Raw genomic sequence first — 15,795 nt, forward strand, 5'->3', positions numbered from 1 at the left:
AAATTGGTTTCCATATTCCAACCTCCTCAATCTTATAAAAATTATACTGAATCATGTAAACCTGAAACTAGATACCGGAAAGGAGCGCTTAGAATGAAAAGCCATCGTCAGGAATTATGGATGAATGTCCCGGCCAGGATGGACTTTGTCAACATAACCACTGAAGTCCAACTGGCTGTTGACCAGAGCGGCATTGTCGAAGGTCTGGTCCTGGTCAATACCTAACAAAACTACCTTCAACACCCTTTTCTTCAATCAATTCAATTATTTGTTCAAGCACAGCGCGTATTTCAAACTTGAAAGGTCTGTCTTTATCCCCGGTCTGGATGACATAAACCCCCAGCCGGTTTCCCTGCCGGTCCTTTCCTGCAAAGGCCCTTTCCAGGATTTTTCGTTTCTTTTCCCAAGGCCCGTCCATTAACTTCTGAACCGTCTTTGCACCGGGTCTTTTCAATGCGTCCACAATGACCCCCCTGGCAAGTTTTGACTTCTTGTTGATGTCTGCCGGACTGGGTTGATCTTTTAATTGTAGTTCTAAATATTCAAGCCGTTCATCAATGGCTTTCAGACTTTCCCTGATAGGTGTAATCCTGAGTTTAATTTCGTCCTTGGATAAAGTTCCGTCAGCCGCCATATCAACCAGATTATTCCGCTGTTTGATTATGTCCTGCTTTTGCTTCTTCAGGTCTTCCACTTCATCAAGCATGGCCTGGACTTTATTCAGGTCTGGGGTTGCCCGTCTGATGGCCTGTTCAATCCTTTCCTGATCCCCGAACATTTCAAAGATAGCTTCCAGGACAGCATTTTCGATCTTTGGAGCTGATACCCAGTTCTTTAACTCACATTCGTATTTTCTGTGTCTGGGGTGTCTGTAATATTGGTTGCCGTTCTTATTGGTCTGACCAACCAGGGTATAATTGCAAGCCTTACAAAAGATCATCCTGGACAGTAAATAACGGTGCTTAATCTCCCCGTGTGTGTAGGTCTTGTTTGCAGCTCCTTTTTCCTTTATAGCCTGGATGGTTTCATCATCCAATAGTCGTGGGATTTTCAGGGTCACAGTTTCATCAACATTCAACCGTTCATTTCTAAATCGACATTGCCATTCCGTCCCTGATCTATGATTCAGGATTTTCCATAGATTGGTAAAGTTCATCCCGGCAAGTTTACCGACTTCAGGTATTGGCATTCCCTCAAGATAACGCTTTGCTGCTGTCTGGATGATCTTAACCTTTTCAGGGTCCAGGCCCCAGCCCTTTTCAGGGTCAAAAGTCCGTCCGTATGGTAACTTGCCGCTTGTGGGGATATTCCTTTTGGCCCGGTTTATCCGGTTGATGATAGATTTCAGGCTTTGTTGCCGTGCCTGGAATTCGCCGATTTCAGCCGACATCCCCAGGATAAAACTATGCTCTGGGTTGAATAAATCATATTCCATAGTGCCGACAAAAAACTTTATGCCGTGTGATCTAAGGACGTTCAAGCCTTCTTTGCTCTTCTGGTTGTCCCTGGACCATCTGGAAGTGTCTGCAACAATGACTGCGTCAAACTTATCCTTGGCTGAATCCGATAACAGCTTTTCCAGTAGTTGCCGTTCATATTCCGGGGTGGCGTGCTCCTGGCCTGAATATTGCCAACAGATCTCCGGGATTTCCCCGCCCAAGGATTTTACATATTGGGTGATTTGTTCTTTCTGGGTCCGTAAGGATTCGCCTTTTTCCTTTTGGCCCTCGGTGCTGACCCTGATTAATGGAGCATATCGCATGGCCTGTCCCTCCCGGCTATTCGCCAATGATCTTGATCAGGACTCGCTTTTTCCTGCGTCCGTCAAATTCGCCGTAAAAAATCCTTTCCCAAGTTCCAAAGTCCAGCCGACCATCCGTAATTGCAACTGTTACCTCCCGGCCCATGATCTGTCTTTTCATATGAGCATCTGCATTATCCTCGCCTACATTATGCCTGTACCCTGATACTGGTTCATGTGGAGCCAGCCTTTCCAGCCATATCTTGTAGTCGTGATGCAGGCCGGATTCATCATCGTTGATAAAGACTGACGCTGTTATGTGCATTGCGTTAACGAGTACGAAGCCATTTTGAACGCCTGATTCGTCAATAGCTTTCTGTACTTCTCCGGTAATATTAACAAAGTCCATCCTGGCCGGAACATTCATCCAAAGTTCTTTCCTATAATGCTTCATAGCCTGTTCCTCCTTTTTCCTTTCAAAAAACTTGGGGGGTTACGGGCGGATTTTTCATCTATACTGCCTTTCACAATCATTTTGGATACATGGTCCCTGGAGAAGATTTTTTAGCCCTTTTAGCCAAGTATTCCGCAATTAATTCTTCCATCTTATGCCCAGCCTGTACGCCATCTTCCAAACAAGTTGCGCGGAACTTGCGCCAGAGTTCGGTGTTAATGTGGATACCTACTTGCTTGCGTGCTTTTTCCTCTGTCATTTCTTATCCTCCGTTAAAGCCAGCCTAGCGATTTTGTAAGGTCTGTTTCCTCTGTCGTTTCAATGTAATACCGCAGACTGTCTATTGACTTGTGCGGAGCATATTTGCGATCCCGCTAACAATCATCTAGGAACATTAGCCATAGTCCATATCTCTTTTTTGACTTCCTTCAATATAACCTTGAGCATAATTTCTTAGTTCCTCATAATAAATTGCCATCCACTTGGCTTTAGCTTCAGATTTTGGAAGAGGACCATGTTCATCTAAATGTATACTCAATCTAGAATTTGCTGCTTGTTCTGCACCGTCAAGAAAATGTTCAAATATAAAAGACGGAATATCTTTTTTCGGTTCAATGCCATGAGATCTGAATATCCTGACTAAGTAAGGTGTTCCTTTCATCCATTTTGTCCACCATCCATTCATAATCACCCTCCGTTATATCCAGTTTAGTTCCTTGGTTAATGATGTTTCCTCTGTCGTTTCAATGTAATACTTCAAACTATCAATTGATTTATGACCCGTATAAACTGCCGTCTGGACAAGGTTATTGTTAGTCAACTTGTGAATTTTGGTTGTAAAACTCTTCCTGAAACTATGCGCTGAAATCCGTTCATCCAGTCCGTACCGTTCCCTCATGCCCTTGATTGTCAAACAGGCGTGTTCCCTGGTTATTGGCCTGCAACTCCCGTCCTTGTTCTTTATCTGGCTCAGGAAAAGCGGGGTCTGGTCATTTACTGGACAGCCCTTTAACAGGTAATATCCCCTCAGCCGTTCCAATTCCTGCCTGAACTCATCCGGTATCTGCAAAGTCCTGTCATTGGACTTTTTGACTGATTTGATTTTGACATATCTGCCCCGGAAATCTCCAAAGGTCAATGCGACCGTCTCGCTTATCCTGGTTCCGAAATACAGCCCAACAATTATTAGCATCCGATTTCGCTGGTTCTCTTCCTGCAACATGGTCCTGATTTCTTCCTGGGTTATCAATCGTGCGCCTTGCATTGTCTGGCCTCCTTTGATAGCCAATTATTCGACCTCGACATAGGTCATTGTTGCATGGAGCAGGTTATCGTAGCTACCACTCGTTGCCTGCTCCATGTACTTCCCGATAAATTCCTTGTCATATCTGACCTGCCTTAGTGCTTTCTGAACTCTGCCCAAAATTGCAAAGGCATTGCCATCCTCGCCAATTATCTTGACCCGCACATCAGTGATTGGCCTTCCCACTGGGTTTGTCATCTTGGTTCCTCCTTTTCTTATTGGTTGCATGGATAAACCTCCTTGTCATATTATATGGATAACCCTGGTACACGACTTATTCATATTATATAGCTTAGAAAAAATCAAGTTTTTTGCAAGAAATCTAATCATAAAAGAAAGTTTTTGTGCTTAAAATCTAGATGTTTACCAGAATATTAAATTATCTGGAAATTTAATGGTTTGGTCAGGAAAGTTGTCCGATTTACTGCTATGAACAAGCCTAGGAAAGTTCAAAATATCTGACCGGGAGGAAAAGCAACCCCCGGTCAGACTGCGCTTCATCCGGCAATATCCAGATGAAAAGTACCAATCAATGCAACCTCATAATGATTGATACGGCCCCCTGAACCAACAACAAGGGGCGCCAAGGCACCAAAGGAGGTAAAATGCCTTGGCAATTATTGTGCATAAGCCTGCCGCAACCTTTCTTTGGGATCTGCTGCAAACTCACTGCGGGAGAGACCCGGCCCTGGTTCCTGCCCAGAGTCAAGGATTTGTTTTATCGCCTGGAACTCCCTGCCCAGGGTCATCTTGTCCTCTAGACTTCCCTCTATCAAATCCAATGCCTGCAACTGGGCCTGGACTGCTGCAAATTCAATTTCAGCGGCACTCCTGGCCTCTGCCTGATCTGTGAATTCTTTAGTCAGTTCCCGCAGTTCATTAAGCAATCCACCTTTATGTTTTGGGTCTGTAAATTCCTGGTTGCTTATGACCTTCTGAGCTTTCAAAATAAGATGCGGGTCTTTGAACAGACGACAAATCTCCACCAGCTTTTCAGGTGCAAAAATATCCAGGGAATCAAGAAGGGCAGCAACCTGTGGTTTAATCTCCCGCTGATATGATGCCTTGAATATGGACAAAGCCGGGTCTGAGGCCCTGGCCCTGACTGACTGAAAGTGTTTTTTCCCGGCCTGGACAATACATGCCAGTTCAATCGCCTTTCTTCCGTATTTCTCCCTGACTGCCTGTTTCCTCTGCTTTTGGACCTTGTCTGGCAATTCAGGATCAATCCTGTTAAACTCTTTTTTAATGTCTTCCATCAATACCCGATAAGCGTTAATCTGCCTGTGCATTTCATCTTTATTCATTTTTCGTATCTCCTTTTATGTTATAGGTTATCTACCACCAACCCAGCCAAAGTCTGACGATCTTGTTTTTTCATGTTCTGTCCTTTCCCGTGGTGTTGTGGGATGCTGCAAAGGTGCTTTCCTAACTGGCTTATAGTCCAGGGAGTCAGCCCCGCCCGGTGAATTCTTGACTGACTGTTCAGCCGTCCTTACCCTGTGCCGTGTAAAACTCGGAAATGGTAAATTCATCTCTTATTGCTCCTATTGGTTAGTCCCCTTCATAAAGTTCCTTCAATGTTCTAAAGGCTCTATCAACAAAATAATCTTGCGTTTCCCCATCCCGGATAAAAAGGGAAAGGCCTACTTTTTGGCTATTAAGGCCAGGGATAACAGCAATGATTATATGGTTGTCCAAATCCTGGACAAAGATAATATCTTGCAAACCCGGTCTTGTGATATCCTGCGCTTCGAGCTGGGCTATTCTTAAATCTGTCTTAATCATGTTTTTGCCTCATACGGGAAGATATATTTTGATTACTGGGAACTCTATTCGGCTCAAATATTTCTGCCTACAAAGCTCCATGCTCCGGGCCATATAATCACGGCTTGACTCCTCCGGTCCCTGCTCAATTACTTCATCAAGGACTGCAAAGGTCAGCTTTGCCTGTGCTGGCAAATCCTCCCAATCAAAATCAAAAAACGGTAATGCCCCGTTCTTGGCCATTAGGATTTGCTCAAGCATCTCGATCCGTTTTTCAAGCTGCATTGCTCTTCCTCTTGAACTGCCCCTGGAACTGTTTTTCCAACTGCCCCTGCAACTTGTTTTCCAATGCCTCTACCCTGGCCTCAAGTCCGCTATCCTTGATAACTCCTGCCAGGATATTCAGTGCATAGGATATAGTCCGCAACTTCTCAGCATTGCATTTGCCGTGATCATATTCGTTGACTATCCTTGCAAGGAATCTGCGAATATCGGTCAGATTCCTTAATTGTTTGGCTCTCATTTTGGGCCTTCCTGCTTTTGGTGTCGCTGATTTCGTTCTTATCATCATCCCCCCTGGGTATAGTTTTGAATTCTATTGTGGTCTTTGGGCTAACCATCATTACTTTTTCTTAAAAACTTATGCTTAAGGGATAGACTTTAATTAAAAAAGTAACATTTAAGGTTATACGGGTACATACAATATATAAAGTGTGAAATGGGTAAAATTTGATCCTTCCTGGATAGATTCCCCCTGGATCAATTTTCTCCACAAAAAATATTCGAAGAAAATAACACCGTCTGAACTAAAGTTCAGACCATAATATACTTATATATACTTATTTTTTCTTAATAATACTTATATATATTCCTAAATTTTATTAGGGCAACGCCGAATTTTTAATAAGAGCAACTCCGAATATTTAATAAGCCAACTCATAATTATTATTAGGGCAACTCCGAATTTTAATTTGCGGTTTTAGATAAACCTTGAAAACTGGCTCCATCCATTCTGCCAGTCTATAATGTTCAAGCTGGTCCAAAACGGGTTTGATATTGCTTCTGCCAATATCAGCAAATCTGCAAAGCTCCGATAATGAAAGTTCGCAGACATCCCATTTCCGATTCCTGAACTGCCCATCTATGTTGTAAAGGTCATTCAATGCCATTCCGTCCAGATCAACATTTTCCACCATGCTATAAATTTCTGGATCAAAATTTGCTTTTGACCGCATTGCCAGATAAAGGGCCTTTGCTCTTGGACTCAGTTTTGCCCAAATCCCGCTATCTATAATACAGGTATAGAATATGAAATAAGTGCCTTTGCAAGTCTGCATTTGTTCCCTGCGGATAAACCCGGCTTTGTAGATGTAAAAATGCCGTGCCCCCTCAGTAACTTTTTGCCTGCGAAGTAACGGAATTTCGATTTCGTCTTTCCCAACATGAACATATCCTTTTGCCACAAGGTTATTGATCCCCTTTGCTACAGTATCAATGCTTAAACCTGCCATCTTTGCAATATGCTCTTGTGGTAACTGTATCCATGCATCCCATTCAAAATTCGCCTTGGAACAGATGACCGGATATACAGCCAATGCGCTCTTGCTCATGTGCTGAAAAAACTTTTCTGGTAAGTTTGGAAGATAGACATGTTTTTCCATGTTGATCTTGTCCTTGCTTGGGAAATGAAATTCTTTTGTTTTGTTGTATTTTTCAGCAAAAAGTTTTTTTTGTTCCTGCTTTTTCTGCCGTATCTGCCTTCTTGCATTTCTGATAACTTGTAATTTCATTTGCTTTCCCTCGCCAGGCCTTCCTTTTTGTATTTGAGTTAAAGGCCGGGCGGGGCGGGAAAGCTTCGCCTTTCAGCTGGGGGATCAGCCCAGCCTATCCCGGCCAAATATTAATTTTGCTTAATGGATTTTGCAGGAATAAAGTATTAAAATACAGGCTTTTTTAATAGTATTCATGCCTTGTCCTTACGGTTTTCCTCTGGCAATTCCGGCTCTCCCCTTTCACGCCTGAGCCTGTTTTCCTCAGCTCGTAGCTCGTCAAACTCAGCCAGGATTTGTTCCAGGGTCTTATCCTGTTCTAAAAATTCAACATCCCCAAATTTTGTGGTAAACTTATCAATCCGTTTATTCCGTTTATCTTGGTCTGACATAAGCCTGTCCTTTTTCTTTAATATAATCCTGCCACCTCACTCAGACCTGTGGCCCGAATCCGGATAGCCGTTAGGGTCTAAAACTTTCTCAAAACGACTTTCATCTGGCTCATTAAATTTTCGTTTCAAATCACGCAATGCCAGACTCATTAAATCATCAATCTCCCCAGGGTCCTTGAAATTTCTCCACTCTGAATTATTCCTGTTAATTTTATTTCGGTCCTTAAACATGGCTCTATTCCCTGCTATGCCGTTCTCGGCAGCCCCTGGACGAAAACCGCCCATTATCCTACGGTTTTTGCAAAGTTCTGGACATGGATCGCTATTCAAAAAATCCCCCTGGCAGTCGTGGACAGCCCTTGGACCGCCTGCACATTCAACGCAAAACTTTCTAATTGATTCTTTTATTATCACTATCTTTTTTTGTCGTACCTGCGTCATACAGCTTATATATATAATATTTTAAGGAAAAAATCAAGGAGAAAAAATAATTTTTTAGCTTTTATTTCAATAGGTTATCATAAAATATTTTGAGCTTATTATGTTGTGGCATGTATATTGCTTAGCGCAATAATATTTGTTTTTTCTAAATGCTGATGCTAACCGGAAAAAAGGGCAGTATGGCAAAAAGAAAAACGAGTGCTGGGGAAAAATGGAACGTGGACAATATCAATTCCGTCAGGAAAATTAGATATGAATTAGCCAAACATAGCCTGATAAGTACCCAGAAAAGGAGGAACGGCTATGCCAAACACAAGACAACCACAAGGAACAGCATGGGATACAAAGTCAATAAAGCCTGTTAGTAATAGAGAATTACAAGAAAAAAGGGACACCCAAGCCGAAACCTTTTATCAGAAGAAAATATCTGAACTTGCAGCAAAGCGGAAAAGACAATCCGGGCCTTGGGGTAAAAGAGCAGAAGACGCCCTCCAGGAACGTCTTGACCTCTTAGCAACTGAAATCAAATACAGAATCAAACTTACTAAGCATCATATCTTTACAATCGGTGAATTGCTGTATGAAGCAAGGATAATGCTGTCAGGTAAGTACCAAGCCTGGGTAGAGGAAACCTTTGATTTCAGTTATCATACAGCCAATAACTTTATGAATGTTTATGAGCAGTTACTTGGTCATAAAGATATTGTTGAAAAAATCCCCGCCTCAATTCTCTACAAACTTGCAACAAAGTCCTTTCCAGAAGATTTACGCCAATTCCTCATAGCAAGCGGTCTGCTTGATAAAATGACAAACAAGCACTTTGATGAAGTTGTCAGCAAGTACAAGGACCAGGGATTTGAAGCTGTTAAAAAGGAATTCAACTGTCTGCATAGAAAAACACGCATTTATGAGCAAGTTAATTACAATCTAAATCAACTAAATGCCGCTATCAAAGCCTTAGAGAAGTCCAGGGCCAATATCGAACAATATGGACAGAGCCGAAACAATTATGGAGAAGACCCAGATGCAGACAAAATTAACTGGAAGATTTCTGATACCCTGGATGAAATTGCTAAACAATTGAAATTAGCTTGGTCTGAAAACACACAAGCATTAAGAAACCTTTTAGATGTGGACAGTAAAGAAATTAAGGAGAAATACGGTCCAACATTGGAATCCTTTAGAAACAAAATCATATTAAATGCAAAGAAACAAATTGCTGAACGCTCCGAATATGATGTTGAAGATGATGAATTTGAAAGGGAACAGGCTGGAATGTTTGAAAATGAAATGAAGATCATCGCAGAGGAAAGGAAAGCAGACCTGGAAGGATGGTAGCTTTTCAATTACTTGAAAATTTCTATTTCTTGAAAATATCTATATGAAAACAACCATTGACAGAAAAACATTCCTTGATGCCCTGGAACTTACAAAGCCAGGACTGGCCAACAAAGATGTTATTGAGCAATCCACGCATTTCGCTTTCATGGATGACCGGGTTGTAACTTACAATGACCGGATCAGCATTTCTCATCCATTGCCCTTGGGTATTGAGGGCTGTATTCCGGGTAAAATCTTACTTTCCGTTTTGAAGAAAGACAAATCTAAAGAACTTCAAGTTGAAGCCGTTGGCGATCAATTACTTATCCAGGCAAGTAGCACCTCTTACAATTTTAATTTAGAACCATTTAGAAATAAACACCTGTTCAAACAAATTAACAGACCCAGGACTTGGAAGAAAATCACCGATCCTGACAAATTCATGATTGCCCTGCGTTTCTGTTGCGAAACTTATTCAGAGGATGCATGTAATCCCCTTTTCTGCCACATTCATGTCAATAAAGACCTGGTTGAATCAACGAACAAAATAAAAATGACTTGGTGCAATGTGCCGGAAATTCCTATCAAGTCGTTTCTTATTCATGGTACTTCGGCGTTGGATTTACTTAAATACCGCCCCTCTTATATCGCAAGAGGTGGAGAATGGGTTTACTTTAAGTTAACGCAAGATACTAAATTTGCTTCCAGGATTTTTGATAAAAAGTACAAAGACTGTTCCCATATCCGTGAACAGGCATTGAACCTTGATAATGCTGTCAAGGTCGTTTTCCCTCCCGATATAAAGAAAATGATTGAACGGGCTTATGTTTTTGCAAAGAGAGATTATTTCCTTGAAGAAACTATTTATCTTGGTTTTCAGAATGATGGTATGACCATAAAAGCAAGCAATGAAACCGGGTATGGGGCTACACCAAAGAAAGAGGGTTGGTTTGAGGAATCCACAAAGGTAAGGGTTGATGGCGATATCCCTGAATTTATTATTCACCCAAGGTATCTTTTAGAAGCAATAAAGCATAACCTGGAATGCTACATACATAACGACATGATTTTATTTCAAGGTGAGGGGTGGAATAGATTGCTTTCTATAACTCCCACAAAAAACCCCTGACATTTCTGCCTGGGTCCTTAATAAATACCATTAAGAAATACCCTTTCTTAATATTTTCAGGTCAATAAAAGTAATCCACAAAAAAACCCCGCCCTGGCGATATGCCCGAGCGGGGTTGATTGAAAGTCCAGAAAATCAGGCAGCCAATACGCCTTCCAATACGAATAGATCATTATTATTAGTTTTATGTTGTGAATGCCATGCATATCACTGCCAGTGTATTTATCAACGACGATGAATCCGGGCTGCACCACGATTACAAGATATGGCTGGAAAAACTGGCCCCCCACGAACCGGTTTCTGGTTATCGTCACAACGTAGGCGAAGACAATGCTGATGCCCACATGAAAAGGCAGATCATGGGTCGGGAAGTGGTTGTGGCCATCACCAAAGGCCGCCTGGACCTTGGAACCTGGGAAAGGATATTTTATGGAGAATTCGATGGACGCAGAAAGAAAAGGGTTTTGATTAAAATTATCGGGGAATAATTTTCAATACCTGAAATCTCTATCCCTGGATATTTCACATCCAGGGCAAAAGCTTAAAAGTATTTTTCCTCTTTTGAGAAGAAAAGCCACAGCAGGGTCCAGGGGCCGTTTAAATGGCTCAGGATCTATTCTAAGGGTCCTTTTCCAGTGCATCCTTAGGCGGCTTCCTGCCTAGTAGCCTTGAGCATATAGAGACTGATCTCCCTAACTCAACCTACCCTATTTAAAAATCCATAGATTATCCCAATAAAAAACATAACTATCTATAGTTTTATTATATTGGACTATAGATTGGCTCTGGTTGTATTAGAAAAATATTTAGCAATATTTTTGATTACCATAGATAACTTGAACCATTCTAACTCAGGAGGCAACATGACCCTTAAAACCCGGCTTCAAATACCTTTATCTTTGATAGTTTTGTCATTTATACTTTTAATTTCAGGACCTGCCTGGGCTATATCCCTGGATGACTTTGATCAGTATCAGGGAACAATTGAAATCGCAGGAGGAACCGCTCATATTCCTGTAATGAACGAAGCTGCCCAGCGCATTATGACTCGCAATTCCGGTATAAGGATTTCAGTTGCAGGGGGCGGAACCGGCATTGGAGTCCAAAAGGCGGGTGAAGGTCTGGTTGATATTGGCAATACAGGACGTGCCCTTTCTCAAGAAGAAATTAACCGCTTCGGACTGAAATCCTTTCCATTTGCCATTGATGGCGTAGCACCTGTTATTCACCCTTCCAATCCTGTTTCCGGTCTTAGTGCCGAACAAATCAGGGCTGTTTTTTCCGGTGAGATAACCAACTGGAAGGAAGTGGGAGGAAGGGATGCCCGTATAAACTTATACGGCAGGGAGGAAGCTAGCGGAACTCATGATGTTTTTTGGAAAAGACTCCTGGACAGGGGTGATATAGCCCTGACTGCCAACATAGTTCAGTCCAATGGTGCCATGAAAGTAGCTGTTTCTAATGATGCCAACTCGATTGGCTATATGAGCATCGGACATATCGACGATTCCATCAAACCGTTGGAAGTTGACGGTGTACTGCCTTCCCAGGAAACTGCCATCGATGGCAGCTATTCTGTTGTCAGACTGCTTTACATGAACACCAAAGGGGACCCCTCTACTTTGGTCAAGGCTTTCATTGACTATATCTATTCAGATGATGGAGCTGAAATAATTCGCGCAGCTGGATATATTCCAACAAAATAAGAAGGATTAACCTTGCAGAGCCTGGAGTTAAGAGAAAGGCTGATCAAGGCCACTTTGTTTGCCGCTACTATGGTCTCCGTAGTAGCGGCATTGTCAATCTTTGCCCTGCTGCTGTACTTTTCCCTTCCCTTGTTTTCCATTGAAGGTTTAAGAACGGTTATTTCCTGGGAGTGGAGACCTTTTAGTGGTCATTTCGGCATAATGCCCATGATGGTAGGATCCCTTCTACTGTCCACTGGAGCCTTGCTTATCGCCTGCCCTGCTGGCATAGGCATTTGTGCCTTTATCTCAGTCCTTGCTCCGGGTAGATTTGCCAGGCCGGTTTCAGCAATAGTCCATTATATGACCAGCATTCCAACGGTCATTTATGGCTTTGTCTCCATTTTTCTACTAGTCCCGTTAATCAGGGACTGGCTGGATAAAGGAACCGGACTCTCCTTGTTGACCGCAACAATAACTCTGAGTCTGCTAATTCTGCCAACAATAGTGCTGGTTTACTCAGCGTATATAAGAGAAAAGGACAAAGAGCTAAAATTGACTGGTGCAGCCTTAGGTTTCTCAAAAAGCCAGTATTTTTTGTTTATCCTTTTTCCCCTGACTAAGAAAGGTCTAATTATAGCCAGTATACTCGGATTCGGTCGCGCAGTCGGGGATACCTTGATTTCTTTAATGCTCGCTGGAAACACTCCTTTGGTTCCCCAATCAATCTTTGACTCGATAAGAACTTTGACCTCCCATATAGCGCTTGTAATAGCTACCGACAGCCAAAGTACTTTCTATCACTCCGTATTTGCTGCAGGCCTGCTTCTTTTCATTTTAATGACTGCAATTAACATCATAATCCGAAAGATTGGTAATAGCAGTCAATAACCTTATGTCTTCAACCCATAATCAACAAAAAAACGACATTGCACTTATCATGTTTTCTTTGTGATGAAATGAAAAATATAATGCGCTTTTTTCTGGAAAAATTTTTTACCGCTTTTGCATGGCTGGCCACCTTTACCGCAATGTCAGCCATATTCATCCTTATTGGATTTCTTGCATTAAGAGGTTACTCTACTATAAATTTGGAACTTTTTTTTGGTCAGGCCAACTGGCTCAAGGCCATCACAGGGGCACAGCCGGTATTCGGTGGCCTATGGCCAGCCATGGCCGGAACTATCGCTCTGGTCCTCCTGTCCTGTTCAATAGCTATCCCTGTTGGGGTTGCAGCTGGTATCTACCTGTCGGAGTACGCTTCTCCCAAAATACAGTCTGCCGCTGGTTTTGCTGTTGACCTCATGGCTGGGATCCCATCAATTGTTATGGGTCTTTTCGGATTCAGCATTATAATTCTCCTGAAAAACACTTTTCTACCCCAAGCCAGAACCTGCCTGATGCTGGCAGCAGTATGCATAGCTCTTTTGGTCATGCCCTATCTTATCCGCACCACCCAGAACTCCTTGCAAAGTATCTCTGAAGAAAGAAGACTGCTTGGCATAAGCTTGGGCTTTTCAACCTGGCAAAACATCAGACATATTCTGTTACCGTCTTCCAGTAAGGGAATACTTAGCGGCATCATACTGTCCATTGGCAGGGCTGCGGAAGATACCGCAGTCATCCTTCTGACCGGGGTTGTTTCTCAGGCCTTTGTGCCCAGGAGTCTTTGGGATAAGTTTGAGGCTATTCCTTTTAGGATCTATTATCTGGCTGCTGAGCATAGGTCTTCAGCTGAACTGGAACAGGCTTATGGTGCGGCCCTGGTTCTGCTTATCATAACAGGACTCCTTTTTATCCTGGCCTTTCTTTTTCAAAAAAGTATAGAAAAAAAATGGATCATAAGATGACTCAGCTGACAAGCCCTCAAGTGAGAACTAGAGACCTGTCTGTATCTTTCAACGGCAACCGTGCTTTAAAAAAAATAAGTCTGGAGATTTTTCCAGGGCGCATAAATGTGGCAGTTGGACCGTCCGGTTCAGGCAAGACTACCTTTCTTCGCTCTCTGAACAGACTGAATGAATTCTATCCAGGATGCTCTACCAAAGGCGAGATCACTATCCAGCTAAGAGAAGGCCGGATTGAATGCAACAGTAATACCTTTCCACTTTCCCGACTTAGACAGAAAGTGGGCATGGTTTTTCAACATCCCAGTCTTCTTCCCTTTTCCATTGAAAAAAACCTTGCCTTACCCTTAAAGCTTACTCTTGGCCTGAACAAAATGGAGGTTAGTGAACGGATTGAGAGTTCACTGAAGGAAGTTGGGCTCTGGAAAGAAGTCAAGGATCGTCTGAATGCAGGAGCTCTTGAGCTTTCTGGAGGCCAGCAGCAAAGACTTTGTTTGGCCAGAGTAATCAGCTTGAAGCCTGAAGTAATTCTGCTTGATGAGCCTTCAGCTTCACTTGATTTCAGATCCACTGCAAAAATTGAGGAAATGATCCTGAATCTAAAGAATAAATACACTGTACTGGCTGTCACGCACAGTCTGAGCCAGATGCAGCGTCTGGCAGACACTGTGTTTGTGTTTAAGGACGGTCTGGTGAGTTCAGTGATAGAAGAATTTGATCCACACCAGTCAAAGGAATGCCTGGATTTAATCCAAAGTGCGTTCTAAGTATCAGGAGTATTCTTTTCGCAGTATGTCTGCAGCCTGAACAATGGACTTGATTTTGGCCGCAGCAACTTCTTCTACATTAACACAGCGGTTGGCAAAACATCCGAATCCGCAGTCAGTGTTCAGAAAGATCTGTTCCGGCTTGTAGTGCTCCAGGGCCATTCTGGTCTTGGCTACAATTTCCTCAGGGGTTTCTGCAGTACTGGTCCTGGGATTGACCACTCCAAGTCCCAGCTCTCTAAGCTTCTGGGTTCCAGGAACGTTTCCAGCCAAGGCTTGGCCCACGACCCTGATTTCACCTGCCCTGGGCGTGGCATACTCAAGAACATACTGGTCAACTTTCATCCTGGTCAGGGCAGGCAAAAGCGGAGTATAGTCTCCGGTCAGCAGGACATCCTCCCTGGTGCTCCAGTTGCCCCGGCAGATATGAATGCCGATGCGTGGCCCACTGACTCCATCAATGATCCTGTTCATAAGCTGGGCAGCGTATTCAAGTTCAACACCCACGTCACGGCGGGTGGCCAGGGTGGCTCACATGAAGGTCCGTCGACCACACTCCTGGGACATGACTATTTCCGTAAGAACCGGCTCATCGAACTGGACAAACTCGCACCCGGCCTCTGCCAGTTCTTTAAGTTCGCTGCGCAGGATGTGCACCACATCATCACCCATCTCAAACTGATCTTTGTAAATCTTGCCTGCGTATCTGGTAACCCACATGGACCGAGACAGCAGATATGGTCCGGGCAATGTTATTTTTACCGGTTTCGGGGTGATGTTTTTGACAAACAGATAATCTTCCAGGGCCAGGGGCTCTCTTCTTTTCAGACGTCCAACACAGGTGGGATTGCGAATGGCTGATGCCGGGACATCCAAAGTGTCCAGCATTTCCTCAAATCCTGACTTATCCTCCACCTCATCAAGCATCTCAGCCAGTGACATGAGCCTGGTGCCTTCAACCTTGTCCGTGATAAAGGAGTAGAAGTTATCCCTTCTGTGCTCACCGTCCACCACCATGTCCAGGCCTGCATCCTCCTGGATTCTTACAGTCCGTTCCACTTCCTGGTCGGCAATTGTGTTGAACTCCTGCCTGGATATCTTTTCCAGACGCCTGTCCCGGAGTGCCTTTAACATTTCTCTTGAACGCGGCCAGCTTCCAACCTGAGTAGTTGTAAACACT

General features: G+C 43.2%; 22 protein-coding genes and 1 pseudogene. 8 read left to right on the plus strand and 15 right to left on the minus strand.

What is annotated here, in order from left to right; genetic code table 11:
- Positions 1-93 precede the first annotated feature (93 nt).
- Positions 94-225 carry a YjbQ family protein gene (locus tag P771_RS19160; protein WP_279614511.1) on the plus strand — a complete coding sequence of 44 codons (132 nt, stop codon included), beginning with the start codon at positions 94-96 and terminating at the stop codon, positions 223-225.
- Here P771_RS19160 and P771_RS0106610 read toward each other — a convergent pair.
- From P771_RS0106610 to P771_RS16755, 13 genes are all read right to left on the minus strand, one after another.
- On the minus strand, positions 215-1,762 hold the full coding sequence (locus P771_RS0106610) for a recombinase family protein (protein ID WP_028574527.1): 1,548 nt from the start codon (positions 1,760-1,762) through the stop codon (positions 215-217). The genes P771_RS19160 and P771_RS0106610 overlap by 11 nt on opposite strands.
- Positions 1,763-1,778: 16 nt before the next feature.
- Positions 1,779-2,195, minus strand: coding sequence for a secondary thiamine-phosphate synthase enzyme YjbQ (locus tag P771_RS0106615; protein WP_028574528.1), 417 nt, complete (start codon positions 2,193-2,195; stop codon positions 1,779-1,781).
- A gap of 76 nt (positions 2,196-2,271) precedes the next feature.
- Positions 2,272-2,454: a hypothetical protein gene (locus P771_RS0106620; RefSeq protein WP_028574529.1), complete on the minus strand. Its 183-nt coding sequence runs from the start codon at positions 2,452-2,454 to the stop codon at positions 2,272-2,274.
- A 135-nt stretch (positions 2,455-2,589) separates the two neighbouring features.
- On the minus strand, positions 2,590-2,880 hold the full coding sequence (locus tag P771_RS16750) for a hypothetical protein (protein ID WP_035243998.1): 291 nt from the start codon (positions 2,878-2,880) through the stop codon (positions 2,590-2,592).
- Between the two features lie 12 nt (positions 2,881-2,892).
- Positions 2,893-3,459: a tyrosine-type recombinase/integrase gene (locus P771_RS0106630; RefSeq protein WP_084301727.1), complete on the minus strand. Its 567-nt coding sequence runs from the start codon at positions 3,457-3,459 to the stop codon at positions 2,893-2,895.
- Positions 3,460-3,483: 24 nt separating this feature from the next.
- A complete protein-coding gene (locus tag P771_RS0106635) occupies positions 3,484-3,726 on the minus strand; it encodes a hypothetical protein (protein WP_208595946.1) in 243 nt (80 codons plus the stop codon).
- A 389-nt stretch (positions 3,727-4,115) separates the two neighbouring features.
- On the minus strand, positions 4,116-4,805 hold the full coding sequence (locus tag P771_RS0106640) for a hypothetical protein (RefSeq protein ID WP_028574532.1): 690 nt from the start codon (positions 4,803-4,805) through the stop codon (positions 4,116-4,118).
- Positions 4,806-5,052: 247 nt separating this feature from the next.
- Positions 5,053-5,286 (minus strand): hypothetical protein, encoded by a 234-nt coding sequence (locus tag P771_RS0106645; protein WP_028574533.1) that lies wholly within the window; start codon positions 5,284-5,286, stop codon positions 5,053-5,055.
- A 9-nt stretch (positions 5,287-5,295) separates the two neighbouring features.
- Positions 5,296-5,550, minus strand: a complete 255-nt coding sequence (locus P771_RS0106650) for a hypothetical protein (RefSeq protein WP_028574534.1) — start codon at positions 5,548-5,550, stop codon at positions 5,296-5,298.
- Complete coding sequence (locus P771_RS0106655; RefSeq protein ID WP_028574535.1) at positions 5,540-5,788, minus strand: hypothetical protein; 249 nt, start codon at positions 5,786-5,788, stop codon at positions 5,540-5,542. Before P771_RS0106655 ends, P771_RS0106650 begins: the two co-directional genes overlap by 11 nt.
- A gap of 400 nt (positions 5,789-6,188) precedes the next feature.
- On the minus strand, positions 6,189-7,055 hold the full coding sequence (locus P771_RS0106660; RefSeq protein WP_028574536.1) for a helix-turn-helix domain-containing protein: 867 nt from the start codon (positions 7,053-7,055) through the stop codon (positions 6,189-6,191).
- Between the two features lie 173 nt (positions 7,056-7,228).
- Entirely contained in the window at positions 7,229-7,426 is a 198-nt protein-coding gene (locus tag P771_RS0106665; RefSeq protein WP_028574537.1) for a hypothetical protein, read from the minus strand.
- Between the two features lie 36 nt (positions 7,427-7,462).
- The gene (locus P771_RS16755) at positions 7,463-7,840 is read right to left on the minus strand and encodes a hypothetical protein (protein WP_150112148.1); all 378 of its coding nucleotides are present in this window, start codon (positions 7,838-7,840) and stop codon (positions 7,463-7,465) included.
- A gap of 330 nt (positions 7,841-8,170) precedes the next feature.
- Between P771_RS16755 and P771_RS0106675 the strand changes: the two genes are divergently transcribed.
- The 3 genes and pseudogenes from P771_RS0106675 to P771_RS16760 form a co-directional block, all read left to right on the plus strand.
- Complete coding sequence (locus P771_RS0106675; RefSeq protein ID WP_028574539.1) at positions 8,171-9,205, plus strand: DUF3102 domain-containing protein; 1,035 nt, start codon at positions 8,171-8,173, stop codon at positions 9,203-9,205.
- Positions 9,206-9,248: 43 nt separating this feature from the next.
- Positions 9,249-10,316 (plus strand): hypothetical protein, encoded by a 1,068-nt coding sequence (locus tag P771_RS0106680; protein ID WP_028574540.1) that lies wholly within the window; start codon positions 9,249-9,251, stop codon positions 10,314-10,316.
- Positions 10,317-10,504: 188 nt separating this feature from the next.
- Positions 10,505-10,804 (plus strand): annotated as a pseudogene (locus P771_RS16760) (secondary thiamine-phosphate synthase enzyme YjbQ); the annotation flags it as partial.
- A 3-nt stretch (positions 10,805-10,807) separates the two neighbouring features.
- Here P771_RS16760 and P771_RS18890 read toward each other — a convergent pair.
- Positions 10,808-10,957 carry a hypothetical protein gene (locus P771_RS18890; RefSeq protein WP_153304076.1) on the minus strand — a complete coding sequence of 50 codons (150 nt, stop codon included), beginning with the start codon at positions 10,955-10,957 and terminating at the stop codon, positions 10,808-10,810.
- 222 nt (positions 10,958-11,179) lie between these two features.
- Here P771_RS18890 and P771_RS0106695 point away from each other — a divergent pair, with 222 nt between their 5' ends.
- The 4 genes from P771_RS0106695 (at position 11,180) to P771_RS0106710 (ending at position 14,615) form a co-directional block, all read left to right on the plus strand.
- Positions 11,180-12,022, plus strand: coding sequence for a phosphate ABC transporter substrate-binding protein (locus P771_RS0106695; RefSeq protein ID WP_028574541.1), 843 nt, complete (start codon positions 11,180-11,182; stop codon positions 12,020-12,022).
- A gap of 12 nt (positions 12,023-12,034) precedes the next feature.
- Positions 12,035-12,892, plus strand: coding sequence for a PstC family ABC transporter permease (locus tag P771_RS0106700; protein ID WP_150112149.1), 858 nt, complete (start codon positions 12,035-12,037; stop codon positions 12,890-12,892).
- An 80-nt stretch (positions 12,893-12,972) separates the two neighbouring features.
- Positions 12,973-13,851 carry a phosphate ABC transporter permease PstA gene (gene pstA / locus P771_RS0106705; RefSeq protein ID WP_028574543.1) on the plus strand — a complete coding sequence of 293 codons (879 nt, stop codon included), beginning with the start codon at positions 12,973-12,975 and terminating at the stop codon, positions 13,849-13,851.
- The gene (locus P771_RS0106710; RefSeq protein ID WP_035244002.1) at positions 13,848-14,615 is read left to right on the plus strand and encodes a phosphate ABC transporter ATP-binding protein; all 768 of its coding nucleotides are present in this window, start codon (positions 13,848-13,850) and stop codon (positions 14,613-14,615) included. Before pstA ends, P771_RS0106710 begins: the two co-directional genes overlap by 4 nt.
- Positions 14,616-14,618: 3 nt before the next feature.
- On the opposite strand, the gene P771_RS19115 is transcribed toward P771_RS0106710, so the two are convergent.
- Complete coding sequence (locus P771_RS19115; RefSeq protein WP_279614512.1) at positions 14,619-15,794, minus strand: cobalamin-independent methionine synthase II family protein; 1,176 nt, start codon at positions 15,792-15,794, stop codon at positions 14,619-14,621.
- Position 15,795: the final 1 nt, after the last annotated feature.

The organism is Desulfonatronovibrio hydrogenovorans DSM 9292 (genome assembly GCF_000686525.1).
Taxonomy (GTDB): domain Bacteria; phylum Desulfobacterota; class Desulfovibrionia; order Desulfovibrionales; family Desulfonatronovibrionaceae; genus Desulfonatronovibrio; species Desulfonatronovibrio hydrogenovorans.

Excerpts from the sequence above, each read along its gene's own strand:
- P771_RS19160 (WP_279614511.1), top strand. The coding sequence starts at position 94 with ATGAAAAGCCATCGTCAGGAATTATGGATGAATGTCCCGGCCAGGATG.
- P771_RS0106610 (WP_028574527.1), bottom strand. The coding sequence starts at position 1,762 with ATGCGATATGCTCCATTAATCAGGGTCAGCACCGAGGGCCAAAAGGAA.
- P771_RS0106615 (WP_028574528.1), bottom strand. The coding sequence starts at position 2,195 with ATGAAGCATTATAGGAAAGAACTTTGGATGAATGTTCCGGCCAGGATG.
- P771_RS0106620 (WP_028574529.1), bottom strand. The coding sequence starts at position 2,454 with ATGACAGAGGAAAAAGCACGCAAGCAAGTAGGTATCCACATTAACACC.
- P771_RS16750 (WP_035243998.1), bottom strand. The coding sequence starts at position 2,880 with ATGAATGGATGGTGGACAAAATGGATGAAAGGAACACCTTACTTAGTC.
- P771_RS0106630 (WP_084301727.1), bottom strand. The coding sequence starts at position 3,459 with ATGCAAGGCGCACGATTGATAACCCAGGAAGAAATCAGGACCATGTTG.
- P771_RS0106635 (WP_208595946.1), bottom strand. The coding sequence starts at position 3,726 with ATGCAACCAATAAGAAAAGGAGGAACCAAGATGACAAACCCAGTGGGA.
- P771_RS0106640 (WP_028574532.1), bottom strand. The coding sequence starts at position 4,805 with ATGAATAAAGATGAAATGCACAGGCAGATTAACGCTTATCGGGTATTG.
- P771_RS0106645 (WP_028574533.1), bottom strand. The coding sequence starts at position 5,286 with ATGATTAAGACAGATTTAAGAATAGCCCAGCTCGAAGCGCAGGATATC.
- P771_RS0106650 (WP_028574534.1), bottom strand. The coding sequence starts at position 5,550 with ATGCAGCTTGAAAAACGGATCGAGATGCTTGAGCAAATCCTAATGGCC.
- P771_RS0106655 (WP_028574535.1), bottom strand. The coding sequence starts at position 5,788 with ATGAGAGCCAAACAATTAAGGAATCTGACCGATATTCGCAGATTCCTT.
- P771_RS0106660 (WP_028574536.1), bottom strand. The coding sequence starts at position 7,055 with ATGAAATTACAAGTTATCAGAAATGCAAGAAGGCAGATACGGCAGAAA.
- P771_RS0106665 (WP_028574537.1), bottom strand. The coding sequence starts at position 7,426 with ATGTCAGACCAAGATAAACGGAATAAACGGATTGATAAGTTTACCACA.
- P771_RS0106675 (WP_028574539.1), top strand. The coding sequence starts at position 8,171 with ATGCCAAACACAAGACAACCACAAGGAACAGCATGGGATACAAAGTCA.
- P771_RS0106680 (WP_028574540.1), top strand. The coding sequence starts at position 9,249 with ATGAAAACAACCATTGACAGAAAAACATTCCTTGATGCCCTGGAACTT.
- P771_RS18890 (WP_153304076.1), bottom strand. The coding sequence starts at position 10,957 with ATGCACTGGAAAAGGACCCTTAGAATAGATCCTGAGCCATTTAAACGG.
- P771_RS0106695 (WP_028574541.1), top strand. The coding sequence starts at position 11,180 with ATGACCCTTAAAACCCGGCTTCAAATACCTTTATCTTTGATAGTTTTG.
- pstA (WP_028574543.1), top strand. The coding sequence starts at position 12,973 with ATGCGCTTTTTTCTGGAAAAATTTTTTACCGCTTTTGCATGGCTGGCC.
- P771_RS0106710 (WP_035244002.1), top strand. The coding sequence starts at position 13,848 with ATGACTCAGCTGACAAGCCCTCAAGTGAGAACTAGAGACCTGTCTGTA.